The organism is Actinacidiphila sp. DG2A-62 (assembly GCF_035825295.1).
Lineage (GTDB): Bacteria > Actinomycetota > Actinomycetes > Streptomycetales > Streptomycetaceae > Actinacidiphila.
Genome location: NZ_JAYMGI010000002.1, coordinates 2,329,009 through 2,352,392, shown reverse-complemented (window position 1 = coordinate 2,352,392; position 23,384 = coordinate 2,329,009). Strand labels below are relative to the sequence as shown.

The window sequence follows — 23,384 nt, the reverse complement described above, 5'->3', positions numbered from 1 at the left end:
CGGACGATGGAGGGAGAGACTACGCGACGTTGTCGAGAACGTACCGGACTTCTGGCACGTCCCGATACTGCTCCAGGCGGTTCACCACCACGCGCACGCGCTCGGCGGTGCGATCACTTGCCACGTCGGAAGACAGCGAAATGACCCTTGCCGCCGTCTGAGCCGACTCCTCGGGTTCATTGGCGTCCGCCAAAGCGACAGCGAGCCAGGAGAGATAGAGAGCTGTCTCGCGGACATGCGCCGAGTCGTAGCGTTTCAGGACATCCTTGAGCTGTGGGACGGCGCGCAACGGCCTGTGTAGTTCTGTGTAAACGCGCGCTTCCATGACTTGCAGCTCGCCTTGATTCACCCAGTAGAGATAATTGGGCGAGGGAATCCTGTTGGTCTCATCGGCCAGAGCCTCGGATGCCAGTCCCAGGTTTCTCATCGCGTCTTGGTTCTCATGTGCCTTGGTGTGGGCCCAAGCCAGGCGGTCCAACGTCAGAGCCTGGACTGCGGCGGGAGCCTCCCTGCTTACGCTGTCCCACGCCGCGCGCGCCAAGAGGACTCCGTCCGCCTCTCTGCCCGTGTTGCTGTACTGGTAGGCGAGGGAACCGGCGAGGTTCCCGATCAGGGCCGGATCTTCCGCTTGTGCGGCAGCGCTGATTCCGAGCCGGTAGATCCGGTCAGCCTCGTCATGGCGCCCCGCGTCGCTGGCGATCCATCCGGAGATCTGGGCCAGCTCGCCGATCTGAAGGAGCATGGAACGCCCTACCTCGGCTGTGTAACTGGCCTCACGGTACAGCTTCACCGCGGAGCGTAGTTCACGCAGCGCCGGGCCGATGAGATCCCTGCCGGCCAATACGTCGTCGGCCAATCGCAGCGCGTGCACGCGGCCCGCAAGATCCTTGACGTCAGTTGCCCCGATCCGGCGTCCCAGCCGGACGCTCAGGGGGCGCAGCGGGTCGGTTTCCGGCAGGAAGTCGGCAATAGTGGCGGGAGTATGGCCGCTTTCGCCCACGGTGGCCGCGATCTGCATTTCCGCCAAAGGCGCGCCGAGGGCAGCGGCGATGAAAGGAAGCCACTCGCGCGGCGTGCGCTTCCCCTTTTCCCATCGGTAGACATCTTGCCAGGCCCAGCGAGTTGACGTCCATACCGGCCGCCAGGCATGTCTCAGCGGCGAGCTTCCCTTGGCTCCAGCCTTTGGCCTGCCGAAGGCGCTTGATCATCTGTCCCACCGTCTCACCGCGCATGTTTCCAGTCTGGCCTACAACAAGCCGGGTGTGTCCCGTTCTGGCCTACAGCTGGCCTACAACGGGCCGCTACGCACGGGGCGGCATTCGCTGGAGCGTAGGAGTCGCAATGCGTCGTGCTAGCGGCGCATCCAGGACCGAGCCCCTGTCGCCTCAAGCGTCGCCGGAGAGCAAGACCCCGGCGACCGTGCTAGCGGCCCCGGGGCATGGTCAACGCGTGCAAGGAGCGCTGACATGAGAAATCGTATCGCCCGACTGGCCTGCGCTTTGGCTGTGTTACTCGGGCGGAGCCCCGATCGGGCCAGGCACGGTCTGGGAGGCAGGACGCGTCCGGCAGGACCCGACGCACACGTGGGAGCCCGCTCCTGCGCCGGGCACAAGCTTGTCTGCCCGCAGGCTGCCCCGACACTGGAACTGCCGGGTGAGTCGTGGTGAAGCAGGCTCTGGCCTACGAGCGGCCGTCTGTACTGAAGACCTGGCCCCCCACTCCTCGTTCGGTGGGCAGGGCGCGGCGGTTGCTCGCTGAGCATCTTGTCGCCTGGGGCCTGTCGCACGTCCTGGACGAGGCCGGGTTGATCCTCTCGGAGTTGGTGACGAACGCGATCACGCATGCGCGTCCGCCGTATGGTCGGTTGATCGCGACGCGGTTCGAGCGGTTGGCGGACGGGGTGCGGATCGAGGTGCACGACGCCGGTGAGGGCAAGCCCGAGGTCCGCGACGCGCGGGCGGAGGAGGAGTCGGGGCGCGGGCTGGGGCTGGTGGACGCGCTGACCGGCGGGGCGTGGGGCGTGAGTGATCGGGACGGGCCGGGCAAGCTGGTCTGGGCCGTCTGCACCGGCGATCAGAGCGGGGTGCGCTTGTGAAGTCCTCCAAGGACGACGGGCGCGGAGGCGGGCCGGGCGCGCGGGTCGCCCGTACGTGGGCGGTGTCGACCACCAGTGGTGAGGTGGTGCGCGGTTATCTGCCGTGGTGGGCCGAGGACGATCCGAGCAGGACGGGTGTGCGTCCGGACCGGCTGCACCTGGAGCTGGCCGCCATCGGGCATCAGGCCAACCGGGGTGGTCTGATCGTCCCGGTGACCCAGGGCGTGGATCCGGCGACGGACGCGGGGGTGCTCGTCGTCACCATCGACTGCCGGCCGTTCGGCGAGGACGGCGATCCGGAGCTGCCGGTGGTCAACGTCCAGGTCGTGGACGACTGGTGGATCACCGACCTGGACCCGGCGGGCGTCACCGACCTCGGCCGGCGGTTACGGGCCCTGGCCGACCGGCTGACCGACGCCGTCGCACCGGAACTCGCCGCCGCCCGCGAGGACTGGGCCGCCCGGCACCGCACCGACGACCCGACCGGATGACCCTTTCCGAACGGCGACGCACTCTCGGGGAGACCCGCCCGCGCCGGGCGACAAGCGTTGCCCCGCCAGGGGACAGCCCGGGCGGGCCGGGACGGGAGGTCGAGCTCAGCGCGGCGTCATGCGGGGAGGAGGGCCTGCTGGAGGGGGAGGACCGCCGGGGTCCTGCGGGCCGGGGGGAGCGTGCGGGGCTCCTTGACCACACGCTCGGCGCGCCGCGGGAGTTGGAGCCGGGCCGGCGCGGCCGGGAGCGCGACCGGAGCCGGGAGCGGCTGCGGCGGCACGTCGTAGGCGAGCATGCCGCACTCGCGGGCCGCCGGGTCCGCGTAGGGCAGCCGCAGATCGCCGCCGGGCAGCCAGATCCCCGCCGCGCCCAGCCACCCGGGCGGCGACGCCCGCCAGTGCACCCGGCGCTCGCCCGGCCGCCACAGCCCCAACGACTCCGCCCCGCCCGGCACTTCCGCGCGCAGCGCCACGACCGTCGACTCCGGCGACAGCATCTGCCCCGGCTGCGCGGCCACCGGCGTCAACTGCGTCCCGCGCACGCACAGCGTGTCCGGGAACCGCACCGGCCGACGACTGCCCAGCACGCCCCAGCCGAGCCGCGCCTCCCCGGCCGCGTCGCTGCGCAGCACCAGCAGCCCGCTGTCCGGCTCGGCCAGCAGCAGCCGGTCGTCGCTGTCCTCGGTGAGCTGCAGCAGCGGGCTGACCGTGCCGGTGTGCAGGTCGACGGCGACCGCCTTCGCCCGGCCGTCGAGCGCGCGGTCCAGCGCGAGCAGCCGGCCGGAGCGGTCCAGCCAGACCCCGCCGGTGCAGCGGCCGTCGATCGTCATGACGCGTTCGGGCGCGCCGGCGGCGGTGCCGTGCACCCGCCACACGACCGTACGGACGCCGACGCCCGCCGCCGCGCCGCCGGGGGCGGAGGCGCCCGCACCCTCGTAGCCGAGCGCGAACGCCGCGGACCGGGCGGGCGACGGCGGGAGCATCCGCACCTCGGGGCCGGGCAGCGAGCCGACCGCGACCTCGGCGGTGCCGCTGCCGCTGGGGTGGAGCAGCGCGAGGTCGTACCGGTCGGCGACGCGGCGCGCGACCAGCACCCGGCCGTCGCTGAGCGGCATCACGCGCGTCCCCTCCTCCTCGGGCTGCGTCCCCGGCAGTGGCACGGCGTACGACTCCGGTCCGGCCAGCGTCCAGCGCTCGGCGAACCACGCGTCGCCCGAGGGGTGCGCGAGCGCGAGGCAGGCCGCGTAGGAGCCGTCCGCGGTGATGGTGAAGCCGGTCCTGCGCACCACCCGGCGCCGGCCGTCCCCGCCGTCCCCGGAACCCCCGGCGTCCCCGGACTTTCCGGCGCCGCGCGACGCGTCCCCCGCGGGCGCGAAGCCCGGCGGGAGCGCGGGCGGCACAGCGGGGGAGGGCCCGCGGGGGGAGGGGGACGGCCCGGGCGACAGCCCCCGCGACAGTCCCAGGGACAGGTCCTCGGACAGGTCACCGGGCAGGTCCGGGGCCCGCTCGGGCTGGATCGGGCCGAACCCGCCGGGCCGGTCCGACCCGTCGGGTCGGTCGGACGGGTCGGACGTATTGGGCGCGTCGGGCGCGTCGGGCGCCGCGGACGGGCCGAACGGATCGGACGGATCGAACGGATCGCGCGGGTGGGACGGGTCGAAGGGCACGTCCGCGATTCCGGCACTGGCAGTCATGTGAGTCGTCCACCTCCGGCACAGGAACGTACTTTTCGTCCTTCCGGGCGGTCAGCGCGAGGCCGGGCGGTTCACACGTAAGAGTGCGGGTTGTCCGGAACCGCCTGCGCACGCCCCGCGGGTGTGCTCCGCGCGCCGGCGGGCGCCCGCCGGACCGCGCCGGGCGCGGACCCCGCTTCCCCCCGCCCCGGCCCCGGCTTCCCTCCGCCCCGGCCCTGGCTTCCCGGCGGTCCGGCTCCGGCTGTCCCCCGCCCCGGCCCCGGCTTCCCGGTGGCCCGACGGCGGCCGGGCGCGGCCAGGTAACCTTCCTTCCGTGCCCACTGTGTCCGACGTCATCGCCGCCCTCGACGCCCTCTGGCCGCCGGAGCTGGCCGAGTCCTGGGACGCGGTCGGCCTGGTGTGCGGGGACCCGTCCGCCGAGGTCTCCCGGGTGCTGTTCGCCGTCGACCCGGTGCAGGAGGTCGCCGACGAGGCGCTGCGCCTGGGCGCCGACCTGCTCGTCACCCACCACCCCCTCTACCTGCGCGGGACCACGACGGTCGCGCCGGTCGGCCGGGCCGGCTTCAAGGGCCAGGTGGTGCACGACCTGATCCGCGGCGGCGTCGCGCTGCTGGTCGCGCACACCAACGCCGACCGCGCCGACCCCGGGGTCTCCGACGCCCTCGCCGCCGCCGTCGACCTGCGGGTCACCGGGCCGCTGGTGCCGGACCCCGCGGACCCCGCCGGGCGCCGGGGCCTCGGCCGGCTCTGCGAGCCGCTCGCGCCGCTGACCCTCGCGCAGTTCGCCGCGCGGGCCGCGCACGGCCTGCCCGCGACCGCGGCGGGCCTGCGGGTGGCCGGCGACCCGGACGCCCCGGTCCGTACCGTCGCCGTCTGCGGCGGCTCGGGCGACAGCCTCTTCGACCAGGTCAGGGCGGCCGGCGCCGATGTGTTCCTGACCGCGGACCTGCGGCACCACCCGGCCTCCGAGGCCCGCGAGGCGGGCGCGCTCGCCCTGGTCGACGCCGCGCACTGGGCCACCGAGTGGCCGTGGTGCGAGCAGGCGGCCGGCCAGCTCGACGAGATCTCCGACCGGCACGGGTGGGCGCTGCGCACCCATGTCTCGCGCGCGGTCACCGACCCCTGGACGCTGCACGCGCCCTCGACGACGCCCACGGGGTCCGGCGCCGGGTCCCCGGCGGCGTCCGCGTCGTCCTCCGCGCCGCCCTCCGCTTCCTCGTCCCCTTCGTCTTCCTCAGGAGCCCCCCGCTGAACGCCGCGCCCGCCGACCAGATCCGACTCCTCGACGTCCAGGCCCTCGACTCGCGCATCGCGCAGCTGGACCACCGGCGCAAGAACCTGCCCGAGCACGCGGAGTTGGAGCGCCTGAACGCCGATCTCGCCCAGCTGCGCGACCTGTTGGTCGCCGCGCGCACCGAGGACGGCGACACCGCCCGCGAACAGACCAAGGCCGAGCAGGACGTCGACCAGGTCCGCCAGCGCGCCGCCCGCGACCAGCAGCGGCTGGACTCCGGCGTGGTCACCTCGCCGAAGGACCTGGAAAACCTCCAGCGCGAACTCGCCTCGCTCGCCAAGCGCCAGTCCGACCTGGAGGACATCGTCCTGGAGGTGATGGAGCGGCGCGAGGCGGCGCAGGAGCGGGCCGCGGAGCTGGCCGGGCGGGTCGAGTCGCTGGAGGCGAAGACCGCCGAGGCCGAGCAGCGCAAGACCGAGGCGCTCCAGGCGATCGACGCGGAGGGGTTCACCGTCGCCAAGGAGCGCGAAGAGCTCGCCGCGACCGTCCCGGGCGACCTGCTCGCCCTCTACGACAAGCTGCGCGCCCAGCAGGGCGGCGTCGGCGCGGCCCGGCTCTACCAGAAGCGCTGCGAGGGCTGCCGGCTGGAGCTGAACATCACCGAGCTGAACGAGATGCGGGCCGCCGCGCCCGACACGGTGGTGCGCTGCGAGAACTGCCGCAGGATCCTGGTCCGGACCGCCGACTCGGGGCTGTGAGCGGTACGGGTCCGGGGTCGGCGGACGGGCGCGGGCCGGCGGACGGTCGCGACTCCGGTCCGGCGGGCGGTCCCGGCCCCGGTCCGGCGGGCGGTCCCAGCCCCGAGTCGGCGGCCGGGCGCGGGAGCGGCGGCCGGGGCGTAGCCGCCGGGAGCTCGGCGCGGACTCCGGAGAGCGTTCTCCCGGCGTCCTTCCCGCGGCCCGCCGTGCTGGTGCTGCTGCGGCACGGCGAGAGCGCGCTGACCGCGCAGAAGCGGTTCTCCGGCAGCGGCGCCGCGGTCGATCCGCCGCTGTCCGAGCGCGGTCTGCGGCAGGCCGCGCAGGCCGCCGCGGAGCTGGCCGTGCGCGGCGGTGTGCAGGCGGTGGTCAGCTCGCCGCTGGCGCGCTGCCGTCGCACCGCCGAGATCGCCGCCGAGCGGCTCGGCGTCCCCGTCGAGGTCGAACCCGCGCTGCGCGAGACGGACTTCGGCGCCTGGGAGGGCCTGACCTTCGCCGAGGTGCGGGAGCGCTTTCCCGACGAGCTGACCGCCTGGCTGCGGTCGCCGGATGCCGCGCCGCCCGGCGGGGAGAGCATCGCCGAGGTCGAGCGGCGGGTGGTGCCGTGGCGGGACGCGCTGCTGGCCGCGGCGCCGGAGCGTACGGTCCTGGTGGTCTCGCACGTGACGCCGCTCAAGACGCTCGCCCGGCTCGCGCTCGGCGCGCCCGCGCAGGCGCTGTTCCGGATGGACCTCGCGCCCGCCTCGCTCTCCGAGGTCGCCCACTACGCCGACGGCAACGCGTCGCTGCGGATGCTCAACATGACGTCCCACCTGCGCTGACGCCCTCCGCCGTACGACGTGCCGGGTCTGCCGCGGGGACGGGCCGGACGCCCCCGGCCGCTCCGGGTGGCGCGGCGTCCCGGGCCGGGTGATCCTCGGGGGAGTGCGTCCCTCGACAGGGCCCGCGGCCTCGGGCCGGCCCGCTCCGGAGGTGCCCATGACGTCCCGAACCGCCCCGACGTCCCGAACCGCCTCGACGTCCCGAATTCCGCGGCGCCGCCTGCTGCCGGCCGTCCTGCTGGCCCTGGCGCTGCTGGTCCTGCCGGCGTGCGGCAGCTCCTCGTCGGACACCTCCGGGAGCGGCAGCGGCACCACGAGCGCGAGCCCGACGACCACCGCGCAGAAGCAGAAGCTGGCCAAGACCCGGTTCGTGGCCAACGCGGGACTGGCGGCGGGCGCGACGTACCAGTGGATCGTCAAGCCGTACCGCGCCGGGAAGTTCAAGAAGGGGTCGAGCGGCCGCACGTTCACCCTGGTCAAGGCGGGGCTGGCGGGCGCGTTCGCGTACAACAGGCTCAAGGCGGCCTCGGCCGACGCGAAGGGCGATCCGACGCTCTCGAAGCTGATGGCCCCGGTGACCGCCGGCATCGACTCGCTCAAGGACCTGCCGGCCAAGCTCCGCAAGGGCGAGGACCCGGGCGCGGCGGTGGCCGGCTTCGACTCGGTGCTCGGCAAGGTCAAGTCGGCGGGCAGCGGCGCGGGGGCGGACGTCAAGGACAAGGTCCCCTCGCTGAGCGACATCTCCCACTAGACGTCTCGCGCCAGGGGTTGGGGGCTAGGCACTCGGCGCGCGCACCGCGTCGGGCGCCGGCGCCACGCCGGGGGTCTTCGGGCCGGCGCCCAGCGTCAGCGCGGACAGCAGGGCGGTGGCGAGGCTGAGCGCCGCCGCCAGCGTCCAGGCGGTGCGGAAGTCGGACCGGGACGCCGCCCCCACGTGGGACCCGACGACGGTGACCAGGACGGCCACGCCGACCGTGGAGGAGATCTGGCGGACCGAGTTGACCAGCGCGGAGCCCGTCGCGGCGCGTTCGGCCGGCAGCGACTGGACACCGGCCGCCACCAGCGTGCCGAGCGCGAAGCCCACCCCCGTACCGCCGAGCACCATGCTGGGCAGCAGGTCCCCGACGTAGTCCGGGGTGACGGACACGAACACCGCCCGCCACGCCATGCCCGCCCCGAACAGCACCGCGCCCACCGTGATCAGCGGCCCGTGCCCGAAGCGGTGCACGGCCCGCGCGGTCAGCACGGTGACCACGGGCACCAGCGCGGGCCCCGGCACCAGCGCGAACCCGGTCCGCAGGGCGCTCCAGTGCCACACGTCCTGGCACCACAGGACGTTCGACAGCAGCATGATCGCGAACGCGGTGCCGTAGACGAACGTGCCGGCGTTCGCCGCGCCGAACCGCGGCAGCCGGAGCAGCCCCAGCTCCAGCAGCGGCGCGTGGTGCCGCGCCGAGCGCCGCCAGAACCAGGCCCCGGACGCCACCGCCACGGCCAGCAGCCCGAGCGTGCGCGGCGCGCCCCAGCCCCAGTCCGGCGCCTGCACCAGCGCCCCGGACAGCGCCGCGACCGCCGCGGTCACCAAGGCCGCGCCCCACGCGTCCGGCAGCGGGCCGCTCTCCCGCGCGGCGGGCCTGGGCAGCACGGCGAGACCGGCGGCGAACGTCGCCGCGCCGATCGGCAGGTTCACCACGAACACCCAGCGCCAGTCCGCCTGCACCAGCAGCCCGCCGACCACCGGTCCGGCCGCCGCGGCCAACCCGCCGACCGCCGCCCAGCCGCGCGTCGCCCGGGTCCTGCGCTCGGCCGGCACGGCCGCGAGCAGCAGCGCCAGCGAGGTCGGCAGCTGGGCCGCCGCGCCGACCGCCTGCACCACCCGCGCGACCACCAGCACCCACAGCGACGGCGCGAGCGCGCACCCCAGCGAGGCCAGCGTGAACACGGCCACGCCCGCGAGGAACACCGGCCGCTGGCCGATCCGGTCGCCGATCCGGCCGAGCACCACCAGCAGCGCGGCGAGCGTGATCGCGTAGGCGTTGAGCACCCACGACAGGTCGCCGAGCGTCGCCGCGCGCCCCCCGGAGGCGAAGTCGCGGCCCATCGCGGGCAGCGCGACGTTCACGATCCACAGGTCGAGGTTGGTCATGAACACCGCGAGCACGACGACCAGTGAGGCCGCTCGCGAGGCCGCCGCGGTCGTCGTCCGCGGCGCGCGGGCCTGCTTTGAAAATCCAAGTGCGCTGGGCATGGCTCAACGAAAGCACAGCGCACTTTGGAAATCAAACTCCGGGTGTGCGACGGTGGAGGCATGAACGGCACGGTGGGCGCGACGGGCGCGACGGGCGGCAGGGACGGGGTGGATGCGGGCGGCCCGCGCGGGGCGCGCGGCGCGGGGGCGGGGGCTGCGGGCGCGGCGGGTGGCGCGGGCGCGGGCGCCGCGGGTCCGCGTGCGGGCGGGGCGGGGGACCCGGGCGGGGACGCGCACGGGGGCGGCCCGCGGATCGACCCCACGACGCTGCCGGGACGGCCGTGCTCGCTCGCCTCCGCGCTGCAACTGGTGGGCGACCGCTGGGCGTTGCAGGCGATCCGCGAAGTCGGCTTCGGCAATCACCAGTTCAGCCAGATCGCGCGCAACACCGGTGCGCCGACCGACCGTCTGGCGGCGCGTCTGAAGGCCCTCGTCGCGGCCGGCGTCCTGGAGCGCCGCCCCAGCCCGGACCACCCCCGGTACCCCGGCTACTACCTCACCCCCGCGGGCCGCGATCTCGGCCCGGCGATCCGCGAGTTGCTCCAGTGGGGCGACCGCTGGGTGGTCACCGAACCCCCCACGCGGATGTGGCACCACCCGCACGGACACGCCGCCGGCGAGCACGAACTGCACACGCGCGTCGTCTGCGCGAGTTGCGGCGAGCAGGTGGAGAGCGCGGACATCCGCCGCGAGATGACCGCGCCCGGCTGGGACATCACCGGCCCGGTCCGCGACGAGTGACCTCGCCCCCGCGCCGCCCCCGGCGCCGGGCGACTCCACCGAGGCGGTCCGGGCCCGTTGTCAGACCCCCGCGGTAGCGTCCGGACCAGGCGCGCGGCTCCCGACCGGTCCCGCGCCGTCGCCGACGACGAGGGAGGAAGCATGGCCGCGCCACTGCCCGAGGTGACGCTCCGCGAGGTGACCGACGCCGACCTGCCGGTCATCTACGCGCAGATGAAGGAGCCGGAGGGTGTCCGGATGGCCGCGTTCACCGCGCGGGACCCGTCGGACCGCGCGGCGTTCGACGCGCACTGGCAGCGCATACGCCACGACCCGCGGGTCACGGTGCGCGCCGTGGTCGACGCGCAGGGCGAGGTCCTGGGCCACGTCGGGGTGTTCGGACCGCCGGAGGAGCGCGAGGTGACGTACTGGATCGGCCGCCGCCACTGGGGCCGGGGCGTCGCCACCGCGGCCCTGCGGTCCCTGCTCGCCGCCACCCCCGACCGCCCCCTGCACGCCCGCGTCGTCGCCGACAACGCGGCGTCCCTCCGCGTCCTCACCCGCTGCGGCTTCCGCACGGTGTCCACCGAGCACTCCTACGCCCCCGCCCGCGACGCCGACGTCGCCGAACACCTCCTCACCCTCCCCGCCTGACCGGCACCGGCACTGGCGGTGCGTGGGACTCGGCCTCGGCACCCGGCACCCGGCGCGCCGAAAACCGAGCAGCGCACACGCAGCCCCATGGGCACTGCGGGCCCCTATGGAAACAGGCGTATCGATGACAACATTGTCATCGTGGGTACGGCTGTCGTGGGCACGTCAGGGCATGGCGTGCTCTGGGGATGAGGACGTCCGGCATGCGGGGCTGGGGCGTGCGGCGGGTGGTGGCCGGGGCGGTCGCCGGAGTGGTGGTCGCCGCGGGGGTGCTGCTGGGCGGCGGTGGGACCGCGCAGGCGGCGAGCAGCAAGCGGGTGGTGGTGTACTACCAGACGCAGTACTCCAATGGGAGTTACGTCTCGCCGCTCGGGCTCACCGATCACGACACGGGCGTCACCGACCTGTTGATCGGCGCGTTCCACCTCAACGGCGACGGCTCGGTGCACCTCAACGACGACCCGCCGGGGGACCCGAAGTTCAGCCAGATGTGGTCGGACGTCGCCGCCATGCGGGCCAAGGGCGTGCACGCGCTGGGCATGGTCGGCGGCGCCGCCCAGGGCAGCTTCCAGCGGCTGGACACCCAGTTCGACACGTACTACCCGCTGTTGAAGAACGTCGTCAGCACGTACCACCTCGACGGCCTGGACCTGGACGTCGAGGAGTCCATGTCACTGGGCGGCGTCGAGCGCCTCATCGACCAGCTGCACACCGACTTCGGCTCGGGCTTCCTCGTCACCCTCGCGCCCGTCGCCACCGCGCTCAGCGGCGGCGGCAACCTCTCCGGCTTCAGCTACGACCAGCTCTACCGCGACCGGGCGAGCTCCATCGCCTGGTTCAACGCGCAGTTCTACTGCGGCTGGGGCTCGCTGAGTTCGACCAGCGGCTACGACGCGATCGTCAACCACGGCGTCGTCCCGGCCGACAAGGTCGTGGCCGGCACCCTCACCAATCCGGCCAACTGCGGCAGCGGCTACGTCGATCCGACCACCCTCGACGGCACGCTCGCCTCGCTCGCCGCCAAGTACCCCTCCTTCGGCGGCGTCGCGGGCTGGGAGTACTTCAACTCCGAGCCCGGCGGCACCGCCGCGCCCTGGCAGTGGGCCGCCTCCGTCAGCGCCGCGATGAACAACGGCAACAGCGGCGCCACCGACCTCGCGCAGGGCAAGAGCGCGACCGGCTCCACCCCCTGCAATGCCAACGAGACCCCGGCCAAGGCCGTCAACGGCAGCGTCTCCGGCGGCAACAGCGACAAGTTCTGCTCGCTGGCCTCGCCCGCGCAGCTGACCGTCGACCTCGGCGCCCCGCACGCGCTCAGCGGCGTCGAGATCGACCACGCGGGCGCCGGCGGCGAGTCCACCGACTGGAACACCCGCGCCTACACCGTCCAGGTCTCCGGCGACGGCTCCACCTGGACCACCGCGGCGCAGGCCACCGCCAACACCGCGTCGGTCACCAGCCACACGCTCTCCGGGGTCTCCGCCCGCTACGTGCGGCTGACGGTCACCACGCCCACGCAGACCACCGACCCGGCGACCCGCATCTACGAGCTGAAGGTCTTCGGCTGACCGGGCGCTGACCCGGCGCCGACCCGATGCTGACCTGGCCCCGAGCCGCCGCCCTCCGGGTCCGGCCCGACGCCCTCCGGGCCCGACCCGCCCGCGCCACCGCCTCACGGCACCAGCAGCACCTTCCCCGCGACGGTCCCCGACTCGGCCAGCCGCAGCGCGCCCGCGGCGTCCGTGAGCGGCAGCCGCGCGGCGATCGGCGCGCTGACCTCGCCGCGCCGCACCGCGGCGAAGACCCGGCCGAGGTCGGCGCGCAGCCGGGCGCGGAACCGGGACCTGGACAGCGAGCGGCCGGCCCAGACGTTGTAGAAGAAGGCGCGGCGCCGGTTCGGCAGCGCGTTCCACAGCCACACCCGGCCGAGCACCTTGAGCACCGGCCACTGCTTGGAGCCCTCGTCGTCGCGGGTGGACGCGCTGCCGTAGGCGACGAGCGTGCCGCCGGGCGCCAGCAGGCCCCAGGAGTCGACGACGCTACGCCCGCCGACGTGGTCGAAGACCGCGTCGACGCCGCCGGGCGCCAGCTCGCGGACCCGCGCGGGCACGTCCTCGGTGCGGTAGTCGACCGGGACGACACCGCGCGCCCGCAGGCCGTCGTGGTGACGCGCCGATGCGGTGCCGATCACCTTCACGCCCGCGGCGAGGGCGAGTTGCACCAGCACCGAGCCGACGCTGCCGTTCGCGCCGTGCACCAGGACGGTCTGCCCGGCCCGGACCCGCGCCTTGCGGTGCAGCATCTGCCACGCGGTGATGCCGCTGACCACCACCGTCTCGGCCTCGTCCGCGCCGACGCCGTCGGGCACCGGCACCGCGTCGGCCGCGTCGACCACCACGTGCGTGGCCCAGCCGCCGGTCTTGACCAGCGCGGCCACCCGGCGGCCGACCAGCCCCGGGTCGACCCCCTCGCCGGTCGCGGCCACCGTGCCGACCAGGTCGTAGCCGGGCACGAACGGGAACGGCGGCTGGTCGAAGTACTTTCCGCGGCGCATCTGCTGCTCGGCGAACGACACGCCCGTCGCCTCCATCGCGATCACCAGCTTCCCCGGTCCGGCCGCCGGCACCGCGCCCTCGCGCACCAACAGTCCCTCGGGCTCGACCTTGCCCGGCAGCACGATCTCGACCAGCCGCTCGACGCCCGCGGCGGCGGCTTGCGCCCCGTCCTTCGCCGCGTCCTTCGCCCCCTCCTTTGCCCCGGTCTCCGTCCCGGCTTCCGTGCCGGCCGTCCCGGCGCTCGCCTCGGTGCTCCGTTGCGCGTTCATGGCGTCCTCCGCTGATCCGTTAGTGCACGTCGCTTCTGTGAGAAGTTGTAACTTCGATCGTGTGCGAGTGTCAATCGCGTTAGTGATAGCCTCTAACTAAAGCGTTGCGGTGCGGCATGTACGAACACGGGGTGGCGAGGAGAGGCGGGGCGAGCATGGCGGCGGACACGACCGGCGCGGCGGGCGCGACAGGTACGGCAAGCGGGACCGATCCCGCGAGCCCCCGGGAGCGCTACCGCGCCCAGGTGCGCGCCGAGGTCAAGGAACGCGCCTGGGCGCAGGTCGCCGAGGCCGGCGCGTCGGCGCTCTCCCTCAACGCGATCGCCCGCCAGATGGGCATGAGCGGTCCCGCGCTCTACCGCTACTTCGCCGGCCGCGACGAGCTGATCACCGCACTGATCAGGGACGCGTACCGAAGCCTGGCCGACGCCTTTCACGCGGCCGCGCATCCGGCGGCGGGTCCGGCCACGGCGCCGGGCGAGGAGGGCGCGGCGGCCGGCCACGGCACGGAGGCGGACAACGGGCCCGGCGCGGAAGCCGACGCCGGAACCGACAGCGGGACGGCCGCCGCGGTCCGGCTGGCCCGGACGATGCGCCGCTGGGCGCTGGAGGACCCGCAGCGCTACTTCCTCCTCTTCGGCACGCCCGTCCCCGGCTACCACGCGCCGGAGGACACCACCGCGATCGCCGTCGAGGTCATGGGCGTCATGCTGGACGTCTGCGCGCGACTGCCGCCGCCCGCGCCCGACGCCCCCGCCGCGACCGCCTTCGACGCCCACCTCCGGGACCACCGGCAGTGGGCGGGCGGCCACCCCGCGCCGCCCGCCGCGCTGCACCGCGCGCTCAGCCTCTGGACCCGTCTGCACGGCCTGCTCTCCCTCGAACTCGCCGGCCAGTTCGACGGGATGGCGATCGACCCCGAGCTGTTCTACACCGCCGAGGTCGAGGACCTGCTGCGCCGCTGAGCCTGCCGCACGCGGCGGTTCCCCGAGGACCCGCGGTACGTACCCGCCCGCATGCCCGCGCGTCAGGCCCCGCGCGTCACGCCCCGCGCGTCACGCCCGCGCGCCGCCGTCCACCCGCAGGACCACGCCGGTCACGAACGACGCGCGGTCGCTGAGCAGCCACGCCGCCGCCTCGGCGATCTCCGACGGGTCCGCCGAGCGCCGCAGCGGCGTGTGCGCGACCAGCCGCTCGACCAGGCCGGGCGAGTCGGCCTCCCAGTCCCGGATCATCCGCGTCGCGGTGTTGCCCGGCGCGATGGCGTTGACGCGGATGCCCTCCGGGCCGTACGTCACCGCGGCCGACTCGGTCAGGCTGTTGAGCGCCCGCTTCATCGCGCCGTACGCGGGCAGTTCGGGGTTGGCCATCAGGCTGCCGACGGAGGAGTTGTTGACGATCGCGCCGGTCCCCGCGGTGGCGCGGATGGCGGCGATCTCGGCCGTCATCGCCACCCACGGCCCGCGCAGGTTCACCGCGTAGAGGAGGTCGAAGTCGGCCTCCGGCACCTGGTCCACCGGGCCGGGCGGGGTGAGCGCCGCGCCGTTGTTGAACGCCGCGTCGAGCCGGCCGTAGACCGAAACCGTACGGTCCACCGCGGCCCGTACGGCATCGGCGTCCGCCAGGTCGCACACCACGTGGTCCGCGGTGCCGCCGGCCGCCCGCACCTCCTGCGTCACCGCCTCCAGCTCCCCCCGGGTCCGCGCGGCGAGCATCACCCGGGCGCCCTCGCGGGCGAACAGCCGCGCGGCGGCGGCGCCGATGCCCCGGCCGGCCCGGTGACGAAGACGACCTTGCCGTCCAGCAGCCCGGCCGCGCCGCCCCCGTCACCGCCCGCACCGCCCGCACCGCCCGCACCGCCAGCGCCTACGCCACCGACCGCGCCGCTCGTACCCCCGTCACCGCCCGCGCCGGTCCCGCCGCCCGCGCCCCTCGCCCCGCTCATCCCGCTCGCCCCGCTCATCTCGTTCGCCTCGTCCCTCTCGTCCATGCCACCGAGCCTGCGGCGGTCCGCTGAGCCCATCCAGGCACTGGCCATACCTGGTTCCGTCACGCGCCGGTGCGCACACTGGAGGCGTGGACAGAGCAGAACTGGCCGCGTTCCTGCGCAGCAGGCGCGAGCGGATCACGCCCGCGCAGGTGGGGCTGCCGGCCGGGCCGCGGCGGCGGACGCCGGGGCTGCGCCGCGAGGAGGCGGCGCAGCTGGCGTTCATCTCGACCGAGTACTACACGCGGCTGGAACAGGCCCGCGGCCCGCGGCCGTCGCGCGAGGTGCTGGCCGGGCTGGCCCGCGCGCTGCGGCTGACCGACGCCGAGCGGGACCACCTGCACCACCTCGCCGGCGCGCCGCCGGCCCCGCCGCCCGGCCCCTCCCGGGTGGTCCGGCAGAGCATCCTCGACCTGCTGCAACGCCTCCCGCAGGCCGCCACGATCGTCACGTCGGCGATGTACGAGGTGATCGCCTGGAACGACCTCGCCGCCGCCCTCATGGAGGACTTCTCCGCGGTGCCGCGGCGCGACCGCAACCTCCTGCGGCGGACGTTCCTCGGCCCGTACCCCGACGGCAGGCGGCTGTTCGGGGTGTCCGACGCGGACCGGTTCGGCCGTGTCGCGGCCATGGACCTGCGGGCGGTCGCCGCCCGCTACCCCGACGACCCGGAACTGGCCGAGCTGATCCGCGAACTCCTGGCCGGCAGTGAGGAGTTCGCCCGGCTGTGGGAGTCGCACGACGTGGCCGACCAGCCCGCCCTGCGCAAAACCTTCCAGCACCCGGTGGTCGGCCCGGTCACCGTCGACTGCGACGCGCTCGACATCGCCGACCGCGACCAGCACGTCGTGATCTACACCGCCGCGCCCGGCTCGTCGTCCGAGGAGGCGCTGCGGCTGCTCTCGGTGATCGGCACCCAGCGGATGGACGACCGCCGGGGATAGCCGGGCCGGCCGCTGTCACATCACCGCGGTCCGCGGGGTCAGTCCTTGTGAAGCACCGATACGTGCCCCACGCACGCACCGCACAAGGAGAGACGACGACGATGGAACCCCGCCTCAACTTCTACGCCAACCCCCTCGCGGCCAGGTTCGCGAGGTACATCAACTCCGCCGGCAAGGTCGTCACGGACTCGACCCTGCCGGCCGCCGCGCAGGAGCTGGTGAAGCTGCGCGCGAGCCAGATCAACGGCTGCGGCTTCTGCACCGACATGCACTTCAAGGACGCCGTCGCCGCGGGCGAGACCGCGGTGCGGCTCAACATGGTCGCGGCCTGGCGCGAGGCGACGGTCTTCACCGAGGCCGAGCGCGCCGCGCTGGAGCTGACCGAGCAGGGCACCCGCATCGCCGACGCGGCCGGCGGCGTCACGGACGAGGCGTGGGAGGCCGCCGCCAAGCACTACGACGAGGAGCAGCTCGCGGCCCTGGTGGCGCTGATCGCGCTGATCAACACCTACAACCGGATGAACGTCATCGTGCGCCAGGCCAGGCGACTACCAGCCCGGCCAGTTCGGCTGACGGCTGCGGTCGCGGGCCGGATCGCGTCGGTCACCCGCCCCTCGGGCCCCGATCGCGTAGGTCCCCGCCCCTCGGGCCCCGATCGCGTCGGTCACCCCGCCCGCCCACCCGCCCTGCCGGGCCCCGACCGAGCGGGCCCGGCGCACCCCCTCGTAATGCCCGGCTCTCTTTATGAGAGTCCACTTGCGCGAGGTGGTGACGGCTGTCTATTCTCATGAGAGTCAGCTCTCATGAAGCTGTCGACCTGCCGTCCCACCTCGCACGAGGAGCGTCCCGATGATCCGCACCACGCACACCGTCACCCTCGACCAGGGCTCCCTGGACATCGCCGTCGACCGGGAGGGCGAGACCGGCCGCCCGTTCCTGCTGCTGCACGGCGGCGGCGGCCCGCAGACCGTCGCGCCGTTCGCCGCGCTGCTGGCCGGCGAGCACCCGGCCGCCGTCCACGTCCCCGTCCACCCGGGCTTCGGCGGCACCGAGCGCCCCGAGTGGCTCGCCGACGTGCGGACCCTCGCCCAGGTCTACGCCCGCCTGCTGGAGATCCTCGACCTGCGCGACGTGGTCGTGGTCGGCAACTCCATCGGCGGCTGGACGGCGGCGGAGCTGGCCGCCCTGGGCAGCGACCGGATCGGCGCCGTCGTGCTGGCCAACGCGGTCGGCATCGAGGTGCCCGGCCACCCGATAGCCGAGACCTTCGGTCTGACGCCGGTCGAGCTGTCCCGGCTGTCCTTCTTCGACCCCTCGAAGTTCCGCTTCGACCCGAACGCGCTGACCGACGAACTGCGCGCCGTCATGGCCGGCAACCAGCAGGCCCTGCGCGCGTACTCCGGCCCGTTCGAGATGGCCGACCCCACGCTCCCGGACCGGCTGGCCAAGGTCGCCCACCCCGTGCTGGTCGCCTGGGGCGAGGGCGACGAGATCGTGGACGCGCCGTACGGGCGCGCGTACGCTGCAGCCGTTCCGGGCGCCGAGTTCCGCCTGCTGCCCGGCACCGGACACATGCCGCAGGTCGAGACGCCGGCGGAGTTCCTGCCGGTGGTCTGGGACTTCGCGCAGGCGCACCGGGAGGGCTGAGCCGCCCGAAGTCGGGTGGGATGGGGTACCATCTTTTCGGTACGCAGTACCGCGACGCGAGGTGACGGCGGCCCCAGCGGCCCGCCGCCCCCGCGCACCCCGCACCGGGGGACGGCAGAGGTGGGCGCCATGGGCAGGGAGACCGCACGCGAACGCCTCGCGCGCGCGGCGTTCGAGCTGTTCGACGAGCAGGGCTACGAGCGGACCACCGTCGACGAGATCGCCGAGCGCGCCGGCGCCGGGCGGACCACGTTCTTCCGCCACTACCGCTCCAAGGACGACGTGATCTTCCCCGATCACGACCGGATGATCGAGCAGGTGACGACCCGCCTGGCCACCTCCGACAGCGCCACCGCCCTCGTCGCGGTCGCCGAGGCGGTCCGCCAGGTGCTGCTGCACTACGTCGGCGAGGGCGACCTCGCCCGCCGCCGCTACGCCCTCACCAGCAAGGTGCCCGCGCTGCGGGACCGGGAGATCGCGAGCGTGGCCCGCTACCAGCGGGTCTTCCGCGAGTTCATCGCCCAGTGGATCGGCGGCACCCGGCAGGGCGCGCTGCGGGCCGAACTCATGGCCGCCGCCGTCGTCTCCGCCCACAACCACGTGCTGCGCCGCTGGCTGCGCGGCGAATGCACCGACCCCGTGGGCGAGTTGGACGACGCCATGCGCGAGGTGACCACCCTCTTCGCCGGCTCCCGGCCGGCGGCGCGACCGTCGTCGCGTTCACCACCGACCAGGACATCGACACGCTGCTCCCGGCGCTGCGCCGCCTCATCGAGGACGGCGCGGCGGGAACGGCGGACGGACAACCCGCAGACGGACAACCCTCCGTACGAAGGAGTACGACGTGAGCTTGAGGATCGTAGTGGCTGTGAAGTATGTGCCCGATGCCACGGGTGATCGTCGTTTCGCTGAGGACCTGACGACTGATCGTGAGGCTGTGGACGGTCTGCTGTCGGAGTTGGACGAGTATGCGGTGGAGCAGGCGTTGCAGATCGCGGAGTCGGCGGGGGATGCCGAGGTGTCCGTGGTGACGGTGGGTCCTGGGGATGCGCGGGACGCGGTGCGCAAGGCGTTGTCGATGGGTGCGGACCGGGGTGTGCATGTGGAGGACGAGGGGCTGCACGGTACGGATGTGTTCGGTACGTCGTTGGTGCTGGCCAGGGTGGTCGAGCGGGTGGGGTTCGATCTGGTGGTGACGGGGATGGCGTCGACGGACGGGACGGGGGGTGTGGTGCCGGCGTTGTTGGCGGAGCGGTTGGGGGTGCCGCAGGTGACGTTGTTGTCGCGGGTGTCGGTGGCCGGTGGGGTGGTGTCGGGGCGGCGGGACGGTGATGCGGCCAGTGTGGAGTTGGAGGCGGCGTTGCCGGCGGTGGTGTCGGTGACCGATCAGTCCGGTGAGGCGCGGTATCCGTCGTTCAAGGGGATCATGGCGGCGAAGAAGAAGCCGGTGGAGTCGTGGGGTCTGGCCGATCTGGGGATCGATGCCGGTGAGGTGGGGCTTGCGGGGGCGTGGAGTGCGGTGGAGTCGGTGGCGGCGCGTCCGGCGCGTACGGCGGGCACGATCGTGAAGGACGAGGGCGAGGGCGGTAGGCAGCTCGCGGAGTTCCTGGCGAACCAGAAGTTCATCTGAGCGGAGCGGTAGAGATGGCTGACGTGCTGGTTGTTGTCGATCATGTTGATGGTGTGGTGCGTAAGCCGACGTTGGAGTTGTTGACGTTGGCGCGGCGGTTGGGTGAGCCGGTGGCGGTGCATCTGGGGCCGGGGGGTGGGGCTGCGGCGCGGGTGCTGGGGGAGCACGGGGCGGTGCGGGTTCTGGTGGCGGATGCGCCGGAGTTCGCGGAGTTCCTGGTGGTGCCGAAGGTGGATGCGTTGCAGGCGGCGGTGGAGGCTGTGGGGCCGGTGGCGGTGTTGGTGTCGTCGTCGGGGGAGGGCAAGGAGGTCGCGGCGCGGTTGGCGTTGCGGCTGGGGTCGGGGGTGATCACCGATGCGGTGGACGTGCGCCCCGGTGACGGTGACGGTGGGGGTGGGGGTGGTGTGGTGGCGGTGCAGTCGGTGTTCGCTGCGTCGTTCACGGCGGTGTCGCGGGTGACGCGGGGGGTGCCGGTGGTGGCGGTGAAGCCGAATGCGGCGCCGGTGGAGGTTGCTGCTGCCGCGGGTGTGGTGGAGGAGTTGGCGGTGGAGTTCGGGGAGTCGGCGCGGGGGACGCGGGTGGTGTCGCGGACGCCGCGGGCGTCGACGGGGCGTCCGGAGCTGACGGAGGCGGCGATCGTGGTGTCGGGTGGTCGGGGGGTGAACGGTGCGGAGAATTTCGCGGTGATCGAGGCGTTGGCGGATGCGCTGGGGGCTGCGGTGGGTGCGTCGCGGGCGGCGGTGGACGCGGGGTGGTATCCGCATGCGAACCAGGTGGGGCAGACGGGTAAGTCGGTGTCGCCGCAGTTGTACATCGCGAATGGTATTTCGGGGGCGATCCAGCATCGTGCGGGGATGCAGACGTCGAAGACGATCGTGGCGGTGAACAAGGACGCGGAGGCGCCGATCTTCGATCTGGTGGACTTCGGGGTGGTGGGTGACCTGTTCCAGGTGGTCCCGCAGCTGACCGAGGAGATCACCGCCCGCAAGAGCTGACCCCGACCGACCACCCGGGCACACCACGGCCCGACCCGCGCACCCAGCCGAATCCCTCATAATGGAGGGAAAGCATGACGAATCGGATGTGTGTGCGGGTTCGGCCCGTACCCGACGCTACGGACAGGTCCCATGGACCGCACGGTCTCCGGTCAGCCGCCCTCCGACCTCGTCGGGCCGCGGACGCGCGCGGAGCGCGTTCTCGCCGACGCGCTGCTGCACGTGTACGAACAGGTGCGGCCCAGCACCTGCACGGCGTACGTCCCGGCGGACGGCGGCAGGACGCTGACCGCCGCCATGACCGTGGACACACCGCTCAGCTTCGGCGTGCCGTCCAGCTTCGACGCCGACGACCTGGTGTGGCCGACCACCCGTTCGTACCGCAGCGGCGAGGTGGTGGTCTTCGACGCGGAGAACATGCGCGAGAGCGCCCGCCTGTCGACGCCCGCGATCGCCATCACCGTGCCGTTCGCGATGACCGTGGCCTCGGTGCCGGTGCGCACCGTGCGGCGCCGTTACGGGACCATCGGCCTGCGCTGGGTGCCGCCGCGGCCGGTGTCCGCGCGGGAGCGCGCGTTCCTCCAGGCCGCCGCCGACGAGCTGGCCGCCGAGCTGGAACGGCTGGCCGGCGTGGACGACGGGCTCGTGGCGCCGGTCGTCCCGGTCTTCCTGCCCGCCCGCCCGGCGCGCTCCACCGGCGATCCGGACGACGAGCGGCGGCTGCTGCGCGAGGCCGCCGCGTCCTCGGCGATCCGCAGCAGCTACCTCCACCAGCTCCAGCGGCTGGCCGCGGAACTCACCGGCGCGGTGCGCGCCGCCGACATCCTCGCGATCGGGCAGGCCCGCGTCGTGCAGCCCTTCGGCGGCCGGGCCGCCGCTCTGTCGATGGCCGAGGGCGGCCGGCTGCACGTGGCCGGCGCGGTCGGGCTCAGCCGCGAGGCGGTCGCCGCCATCGAGGGGACGCCGCTGTCCCGCCGCACCCCCGAGACCGACGCGATCCACAGCGCCCAGGTGCGGGTCTACGCCTCGGCCGCCGACCTCGCCCGCGCCTATCCGGGCCTGGAGATCGACATGGACCAGCAGGCCCGCGCGTACATCCCGCTGATGTACACCGGCCGCGCGGTGGGCTGCTGCACCCTGGAGTTCGCCGGGCCGTACCGGCCGCTGACGCCCACCGAGATCTCCCTGCTCACCCTGATGCTGGAACAGGTGGGGCAGTCCCTCGCGCGGGCCCGCTCGCACGAGGTCGAGCACGCGCTGACCCGCCGCATCCAGCACGCCCTGCTGCCGGGCAGCTTCCCGCACGTGCCGGAGGCGGTGGCCACCGCCCGCTACTTCTCCGCCACCGAGGGCGTCGGCATCGGCGGCGACTGGTACGACGTGCTGACGCTGCCGGAGAAGCGGCTGGGGCTGGTCGTCGGCGACGTCGAGGGACACAGCCTGGACGCGGCCACGGTGATGGGCCAGCTGCGCAGCGGCGTACGGGCCTACGCGGCCGAGGGGCACGACCCGGCCGTGGTGCTGGAGCGCAGCAACCGGCTGCTCTGCGGACTGGACACCGACCTGTACGCCACCTGCTGCTGCGTGTGGATCGACCTGACGACCGGCGCCACCGTGGTGGCCAGCGCCGGCCATCCCGCGCCGCTGATCGGCGACGGCCGCTCCGGGGTGGGCCAGCCGTCGCTGTCGGCCGGGCCGCCGCTGGGCGTCCAGCCCCAGGCGACCTACCGCGACGCCGCGGTCGAGATGACCCCGGGCAGCGTGGTCGCGCTGTTCACCGACGGCCTGCTGGACGTACGGCGGATGGGCGTGGACGCGTCGGTCGGCCGGCTCGCGGCGCTGCTCGCCGACCACGGCGGCGAGGACCTGGAGGTGCTCGCGGACACCATGGTCGCCGGCCGCCGCCAGGACGCGCCCGGCGACGACGCCACCCTGGTCCTGGTCCGGTACGAGGGCGCGCGGCCCGACGAGTCCGCCCGCGTGGCCCGCATGCGGGTGGAGCGGCACGACCTGCACGCCGTCCTGGAGGCGCGCCGCTTCGTCCGCGAGCTGCTGGCCCGGTGGGGCCTGCCGGGGGTCTGCGACGACCTGGAGGTGCTGGTCTCCGAGGTGGTGACCAACGCCCTTATCCACGCCCACAGCGACGTCGACCTGCGGCTGCGCGACTACCCGGACCGGGTCAGGGTGGAGGTGCGCGACAGCGACCCGTATCCGCCGGTGCCGACCGCGCTGTTGGACGACGACGCCGGCAACCTGGAGGCGGAGTCCGGGCGCGGCCTGCTGATCGTCGACGCCCTCGCGTCCGCCTGGGGCAGCTCGCCGGCGGGACGCGGCAAGACGACGTGGTTCGAGGTCGGCGTGGGCGGGAGCGGGGACGGGCAGGCGGACCCGGACGCGGGTGCGGGCCGGGACACGGGCGGGGACACGCGTACGGGTCCGGGCACGCGTGCGGGCGGCGGTGCGGACCGGGACGCGGGCGGGGACACGCGGACGGGCCCGGGCACGCGTACGGACGCGGGTGCGGACCGGGACGCGGGTGGGTCCGCGCGTGCGGGCGGCGGTGCGGGCGCCGGTCCCGGTGTGCGCGCCCCCGCGTAGGCAGGCCGGCACCCGGGTGAGCCGCCGCGGCTGGGGACTCGCCGCCC

The 23,384-nt window shown here is 74.2% G+C and carries 20 protein-coding genes and 2 pseudogenes; 17 read left to right on the top strand and 5 right to left on the bottom strand.

Going from position 1 to position 23,384, the window contains the following annotated elements; all coding sequences use genetic code 11:
* Window positions 1-19: 19 nt before the first annotated feature.
* On the bottom strand, window positions 20-1,018 hold the full coding sequence (locus VSR01_RS10285) for a hypothetical protein (RefSeq protein WP_326448949.1): 999 nt from the start codon (window positions 1,016-1,018) through the stop codon (window positions 20-22).
* 645 nt (window positions 1,019-1,663) lie between these two features.
* Between VSR01_RS10285 and VSR01_RS10280 the strand changes: the two genes are divergently transcribed.
* Window positions 1,664-2,095 (top strand): ATP-binding protein, encoded by a 432-nt coding sequence (locus VSR01_RS10280; protein WP_326448948.1) that lies wholly within the window; start codon window positions 1,664-1,666, stop codon window positions 2,093-2,095.
* Window positions 2,092-2,586, top strand: coding sequence for a DUF6907 domain-containing protein (locus tag VSR01_RS10275; protein ID WP_326448947.1), 495 nt, complete (start codon window positions 2,092-2,094; stop codon window positions 2,584-2,586). The genes VSR01_RS10280 and VSR01_RS10275 overlap by 4 nt, the downstream gene beginning before the upstream one ends.
* Window positions 2,587-2,702: 116 nt before the next feature.
* On the opposite strand, the gene VSR01_RS10270 is transcribed toward VSR01_RS10275, so the two are convergent.
* Complete coding sequence (locus VSR01_RS10270; protein WP_326448946.1) at window positions 2,703-4,280, bottom strand: hypothetical protein; 1,578 nt, start codon at window positions 4,278-4,280, stop codon at window positions 2,703-2,705.
* 313 nt (window positions 4,281-4,593) lie between these two features.
* Between VSR01_RS10270 and VSR01_RS10265 the strand changes: the two genes are divergently transcribed.
* The 4 genes from VSR01_RS10265 (at window position 4,594) to VSR01_RS10250 (ending at window position 7,841) form a co-directional block, all read left to right on the top strand.
* Window positions 4,594-5,532 carry a Nif3-like dinuclear metal center hexameric protein gene (locus tag VSR01_RS10265; RefSeq protein WP_326448945.1) on the top strand — a complete coding sequence of 313 codons (939 nt, stop codon included), beginning with the start codon at window positions 4,594-4,596 and terminating at the stop codon, window positions 5,530-5,532.
* The gene (locus VSR01_RS10260) at window positions 5,529-6,272 is read left to right on the top strand and encodes a zinc ribbon domain-containing protein (protein WP_326453585.1); all 744 of its coding nucleotides are present in this window, start codon (window positions 5,529-5,531) and stop codon (window positions 6,270-6,272) included. The genes VSR01_RS10265 and VSR01_RS10260 overlap by 4 nt, the downstream gene beginning before the upstream one ends.
* A 206-nt stretch (window positions 6,273-6,478) precedes the next feature.
* Window positions 6,479-7,090 carry a histidine phosphatase family protein gene (locus VSR01_RS10255; RefSeq protein WP_442785432.1) on the top strand — a complete coding sequence of 204 codons (612 nt, stop codon included), beginning with the start codon at window positions 6,479-6,481 and terminating at the stop codon, window positions 7,088-7,090.
* A gap of 157 nt (window positions 7,091-7,247) precedes the next feature.
* Window positions 7,248-7,841, top strand: a complete 594-nt coding sequence (locus tag VSR01_RS10250; protein ID WP_326448944.1) for a hypothetical protein — start codon at window positions 7,248-7,250, stop codon at window positions 7,839-7,841.
* Between the two features lie 24 nt (window positions 7,842-7,865).
* On the opposite strand, the gene VSR01_RS10245 is transcribed toward VSR01_RS10250, so the two are convergent.
* On the bottom strand, window positions 7,866-9,338 hold the full coding sequence (locus VSR01_RS10245; protein ID WP_326448943.1) for an MFS transporter: 1,473 nt from the start codon (window positions 9,336-9,338) through the stop codon (window positions 7,866-7,868).
* A 60-nt stretch (window positions 9,339-9,398) separates the two neighbouring features.
* On the opposite strand from VSR01_RS10245, the gene VSR01_RS10240 reads away from it, so the two are divergent.
* From VSR01_RS10240 to VSR01_RS10230, 3 genes are all read left to right on the top strand, one after another.
* On the top strand, window positions 9,399-10,079 hold the full coding sequence (locus VSR01_RS10240; RefSeq protein WP_326448942.1) for a winged helix-turn-helix transcriptional regulator: 681 nt from the start codon (window positions 9,399-9,401) through the stop codon (window positions 10,077-10,079).
* A gap of 141 nt (window positions 10,080-10,220) precedes the next feature.
* On the top strand, window positions 10,221-10,712 hold the full coding sequence (locus VSR01_RS10235) for a GNAT family N-acetyltransferase (RefSeq protein ID WP_326448941.1): 492 nt from the start codon (window positions 10,221-10,223) through the stop codon (window positions 10,710-10,712).
* A gap of 203 nt (window positions 10,713-10,915) precedes the next feature.
* Window positions 10,916-12,280 carry a discoidin domain-containing protein gene (locus tag VSR01_RS10230; protein WP_326448940.1) on the top strand — a complete coding sequence of 455 codons (1,365 nt, stop codon included), beginning with the start codon at window positions 10,916-10,918 and terminating at the stop codon, window positions 12,278-12,280.
* 104 nt (window positions 12,281-12,384) lie between these two features.
* Here the strand turns inward: VSR01_RS10230 and VSR01_RS10225 are convergent, their stop codons facing one another.
* On the bottom strand, window positions 12,385-13,536 hold the full coding sequence (locus VSR01_RS10225; RefSeq protein WP_326448939.1) for a medium chain dehydrogenase/reductase family protein: 1,152 nt from the start codon (window positions 13,534-13,536) through the stop codon (window positions 12,385-12,387).
* 155 nt (window positions 13,537-13,691) lie between these two features.
* On the opposite strand from VSR01_RS10225, the gene VSR01_RS10220 reads away from it, so the two are divergent.
* Complete coding sequence (locus VSR01_RS10220) at window positions 13,692-14,501, top strand: TetR/AcrR family transcriptional regulator (RefSeq protein WP_326448938.1); 810 nt, start codon at window positions 13,692-13,694, stop codon at window positions 14,499-14,501.
* Window positions 14,502-14,591: 90 nt separating this feature from the next.
* On the opposite strand, the pseudogene VSR01_RS10215 reads toward VSR01_RS10220, so the two are convergent.
* Window positions 14,592-15,343 (bottom strand): annotated as a pseudogene (locus VSR01_RS10215) (SDR family NAD(P)-dependent oxidoreductase).
* 269 nt (window positions 15,344-15,612) lie between these two features.
* On the opposite strand from VSR01_RS10215, the gene VSR01_RS10210 reads away from it, so the two are divergent.
* The 7 genes and pseudogenes from VSR01_RS10210 to VSR01_RS10180 all read left to right on the top strand — a co-directional run bounded on the left by VSR01_RS10210 (window position 15,613) and on the right by VSR01_RS10180 (window position 23,337).
* The gene (locus VSR01_RS10210; RefSeq protein ID WP_326448937.1) at window positions 15,613-16,467 is read left to right on the top strand and encodes a helix-turn-helix transcriptional regulator; all 855 of its coding nucleotides are present in this window, start codon (window positions 15,613-15,615) and stop codon (window positions 16,465-16,467) included.
* A 101-nt stretch (window positions 16,468-16,568) separates the two neighbouring features.
* Window positions 16,569-17,040: pseudogene (locus tag VSR01_RS10205) on the top strand (carboxymuconolactone decarboxylase family protein).
* A gap of 276 nt (window positions 17,041-17,316) precedes the next feature.
* A complete protein-coding gene (locus VSR01_RS10200; protein WP_326448936.1) occupies window positions 17,317-18,114 on the top strand; it encodes an alpha/beta fold hydrolase in 798 nt (265 codons plus the stop codon).
* 129 nt (window positions 18,115-18,243) lie between these two features.
* Window positions 18,244-19,011: a TetR/AcrR family transcriptional regulator gene (locus tag VSR01_RS10195; RefSeq protein ID WP_442785431.1), complete on the top strand. Its 768-nt coding sequence runs from the start codon at window positions 18,244-18,246 to the stop codon at window positions 19,009-19,011.
* Window positions 18,959-19,744 carry an electron transfer flavoprotein subunit beta/FixA family protein gene (locus VSR01_RS10190; protein ID WP_326448935.1) on the top strand — a complete coding sequence of 262 codons (786 nt, stop codon included), beginning with the start codon at window positions 18,959-18,961 and terminating at the stop codon, window positions 19,742-19,744. Before VSR01_RS10195 ends, VSR01_RS10190 begins: the two co-directional genes overlap by 53 nt.
* Before the next feature lie 14 nt (window positions 19,745-19,758).
* Window positions 19,759-20,739 (top strand): electron transfer flavoprotein subunit alpha/FixB family protein, encoded by a 981-nt coding sequence (locus VSR01_RS10185; RefSeq protein ID WP_326448934.1) that lies wholly within the window; start codon window positions 19,759-19,761, stop codon window positions 20,737-20,739.
* Between the two features lie 132 nt (window positions 20,740-20,871).
* Window positions 20,872-23,337: an ATP-binding SpoIIE family protein phosphatase gene (locus tag VSR01_RS10180; RefSeq protein ID WP_326448933.1), complete on the top strand. Its 2,466-nt coding sequence runs from the start codon at window positions 20,872-20,874 to the stop codon at window positions 23,335-23,337.
* Window positions 23,338-23,384: the final 47 nt, after the last annotated feature.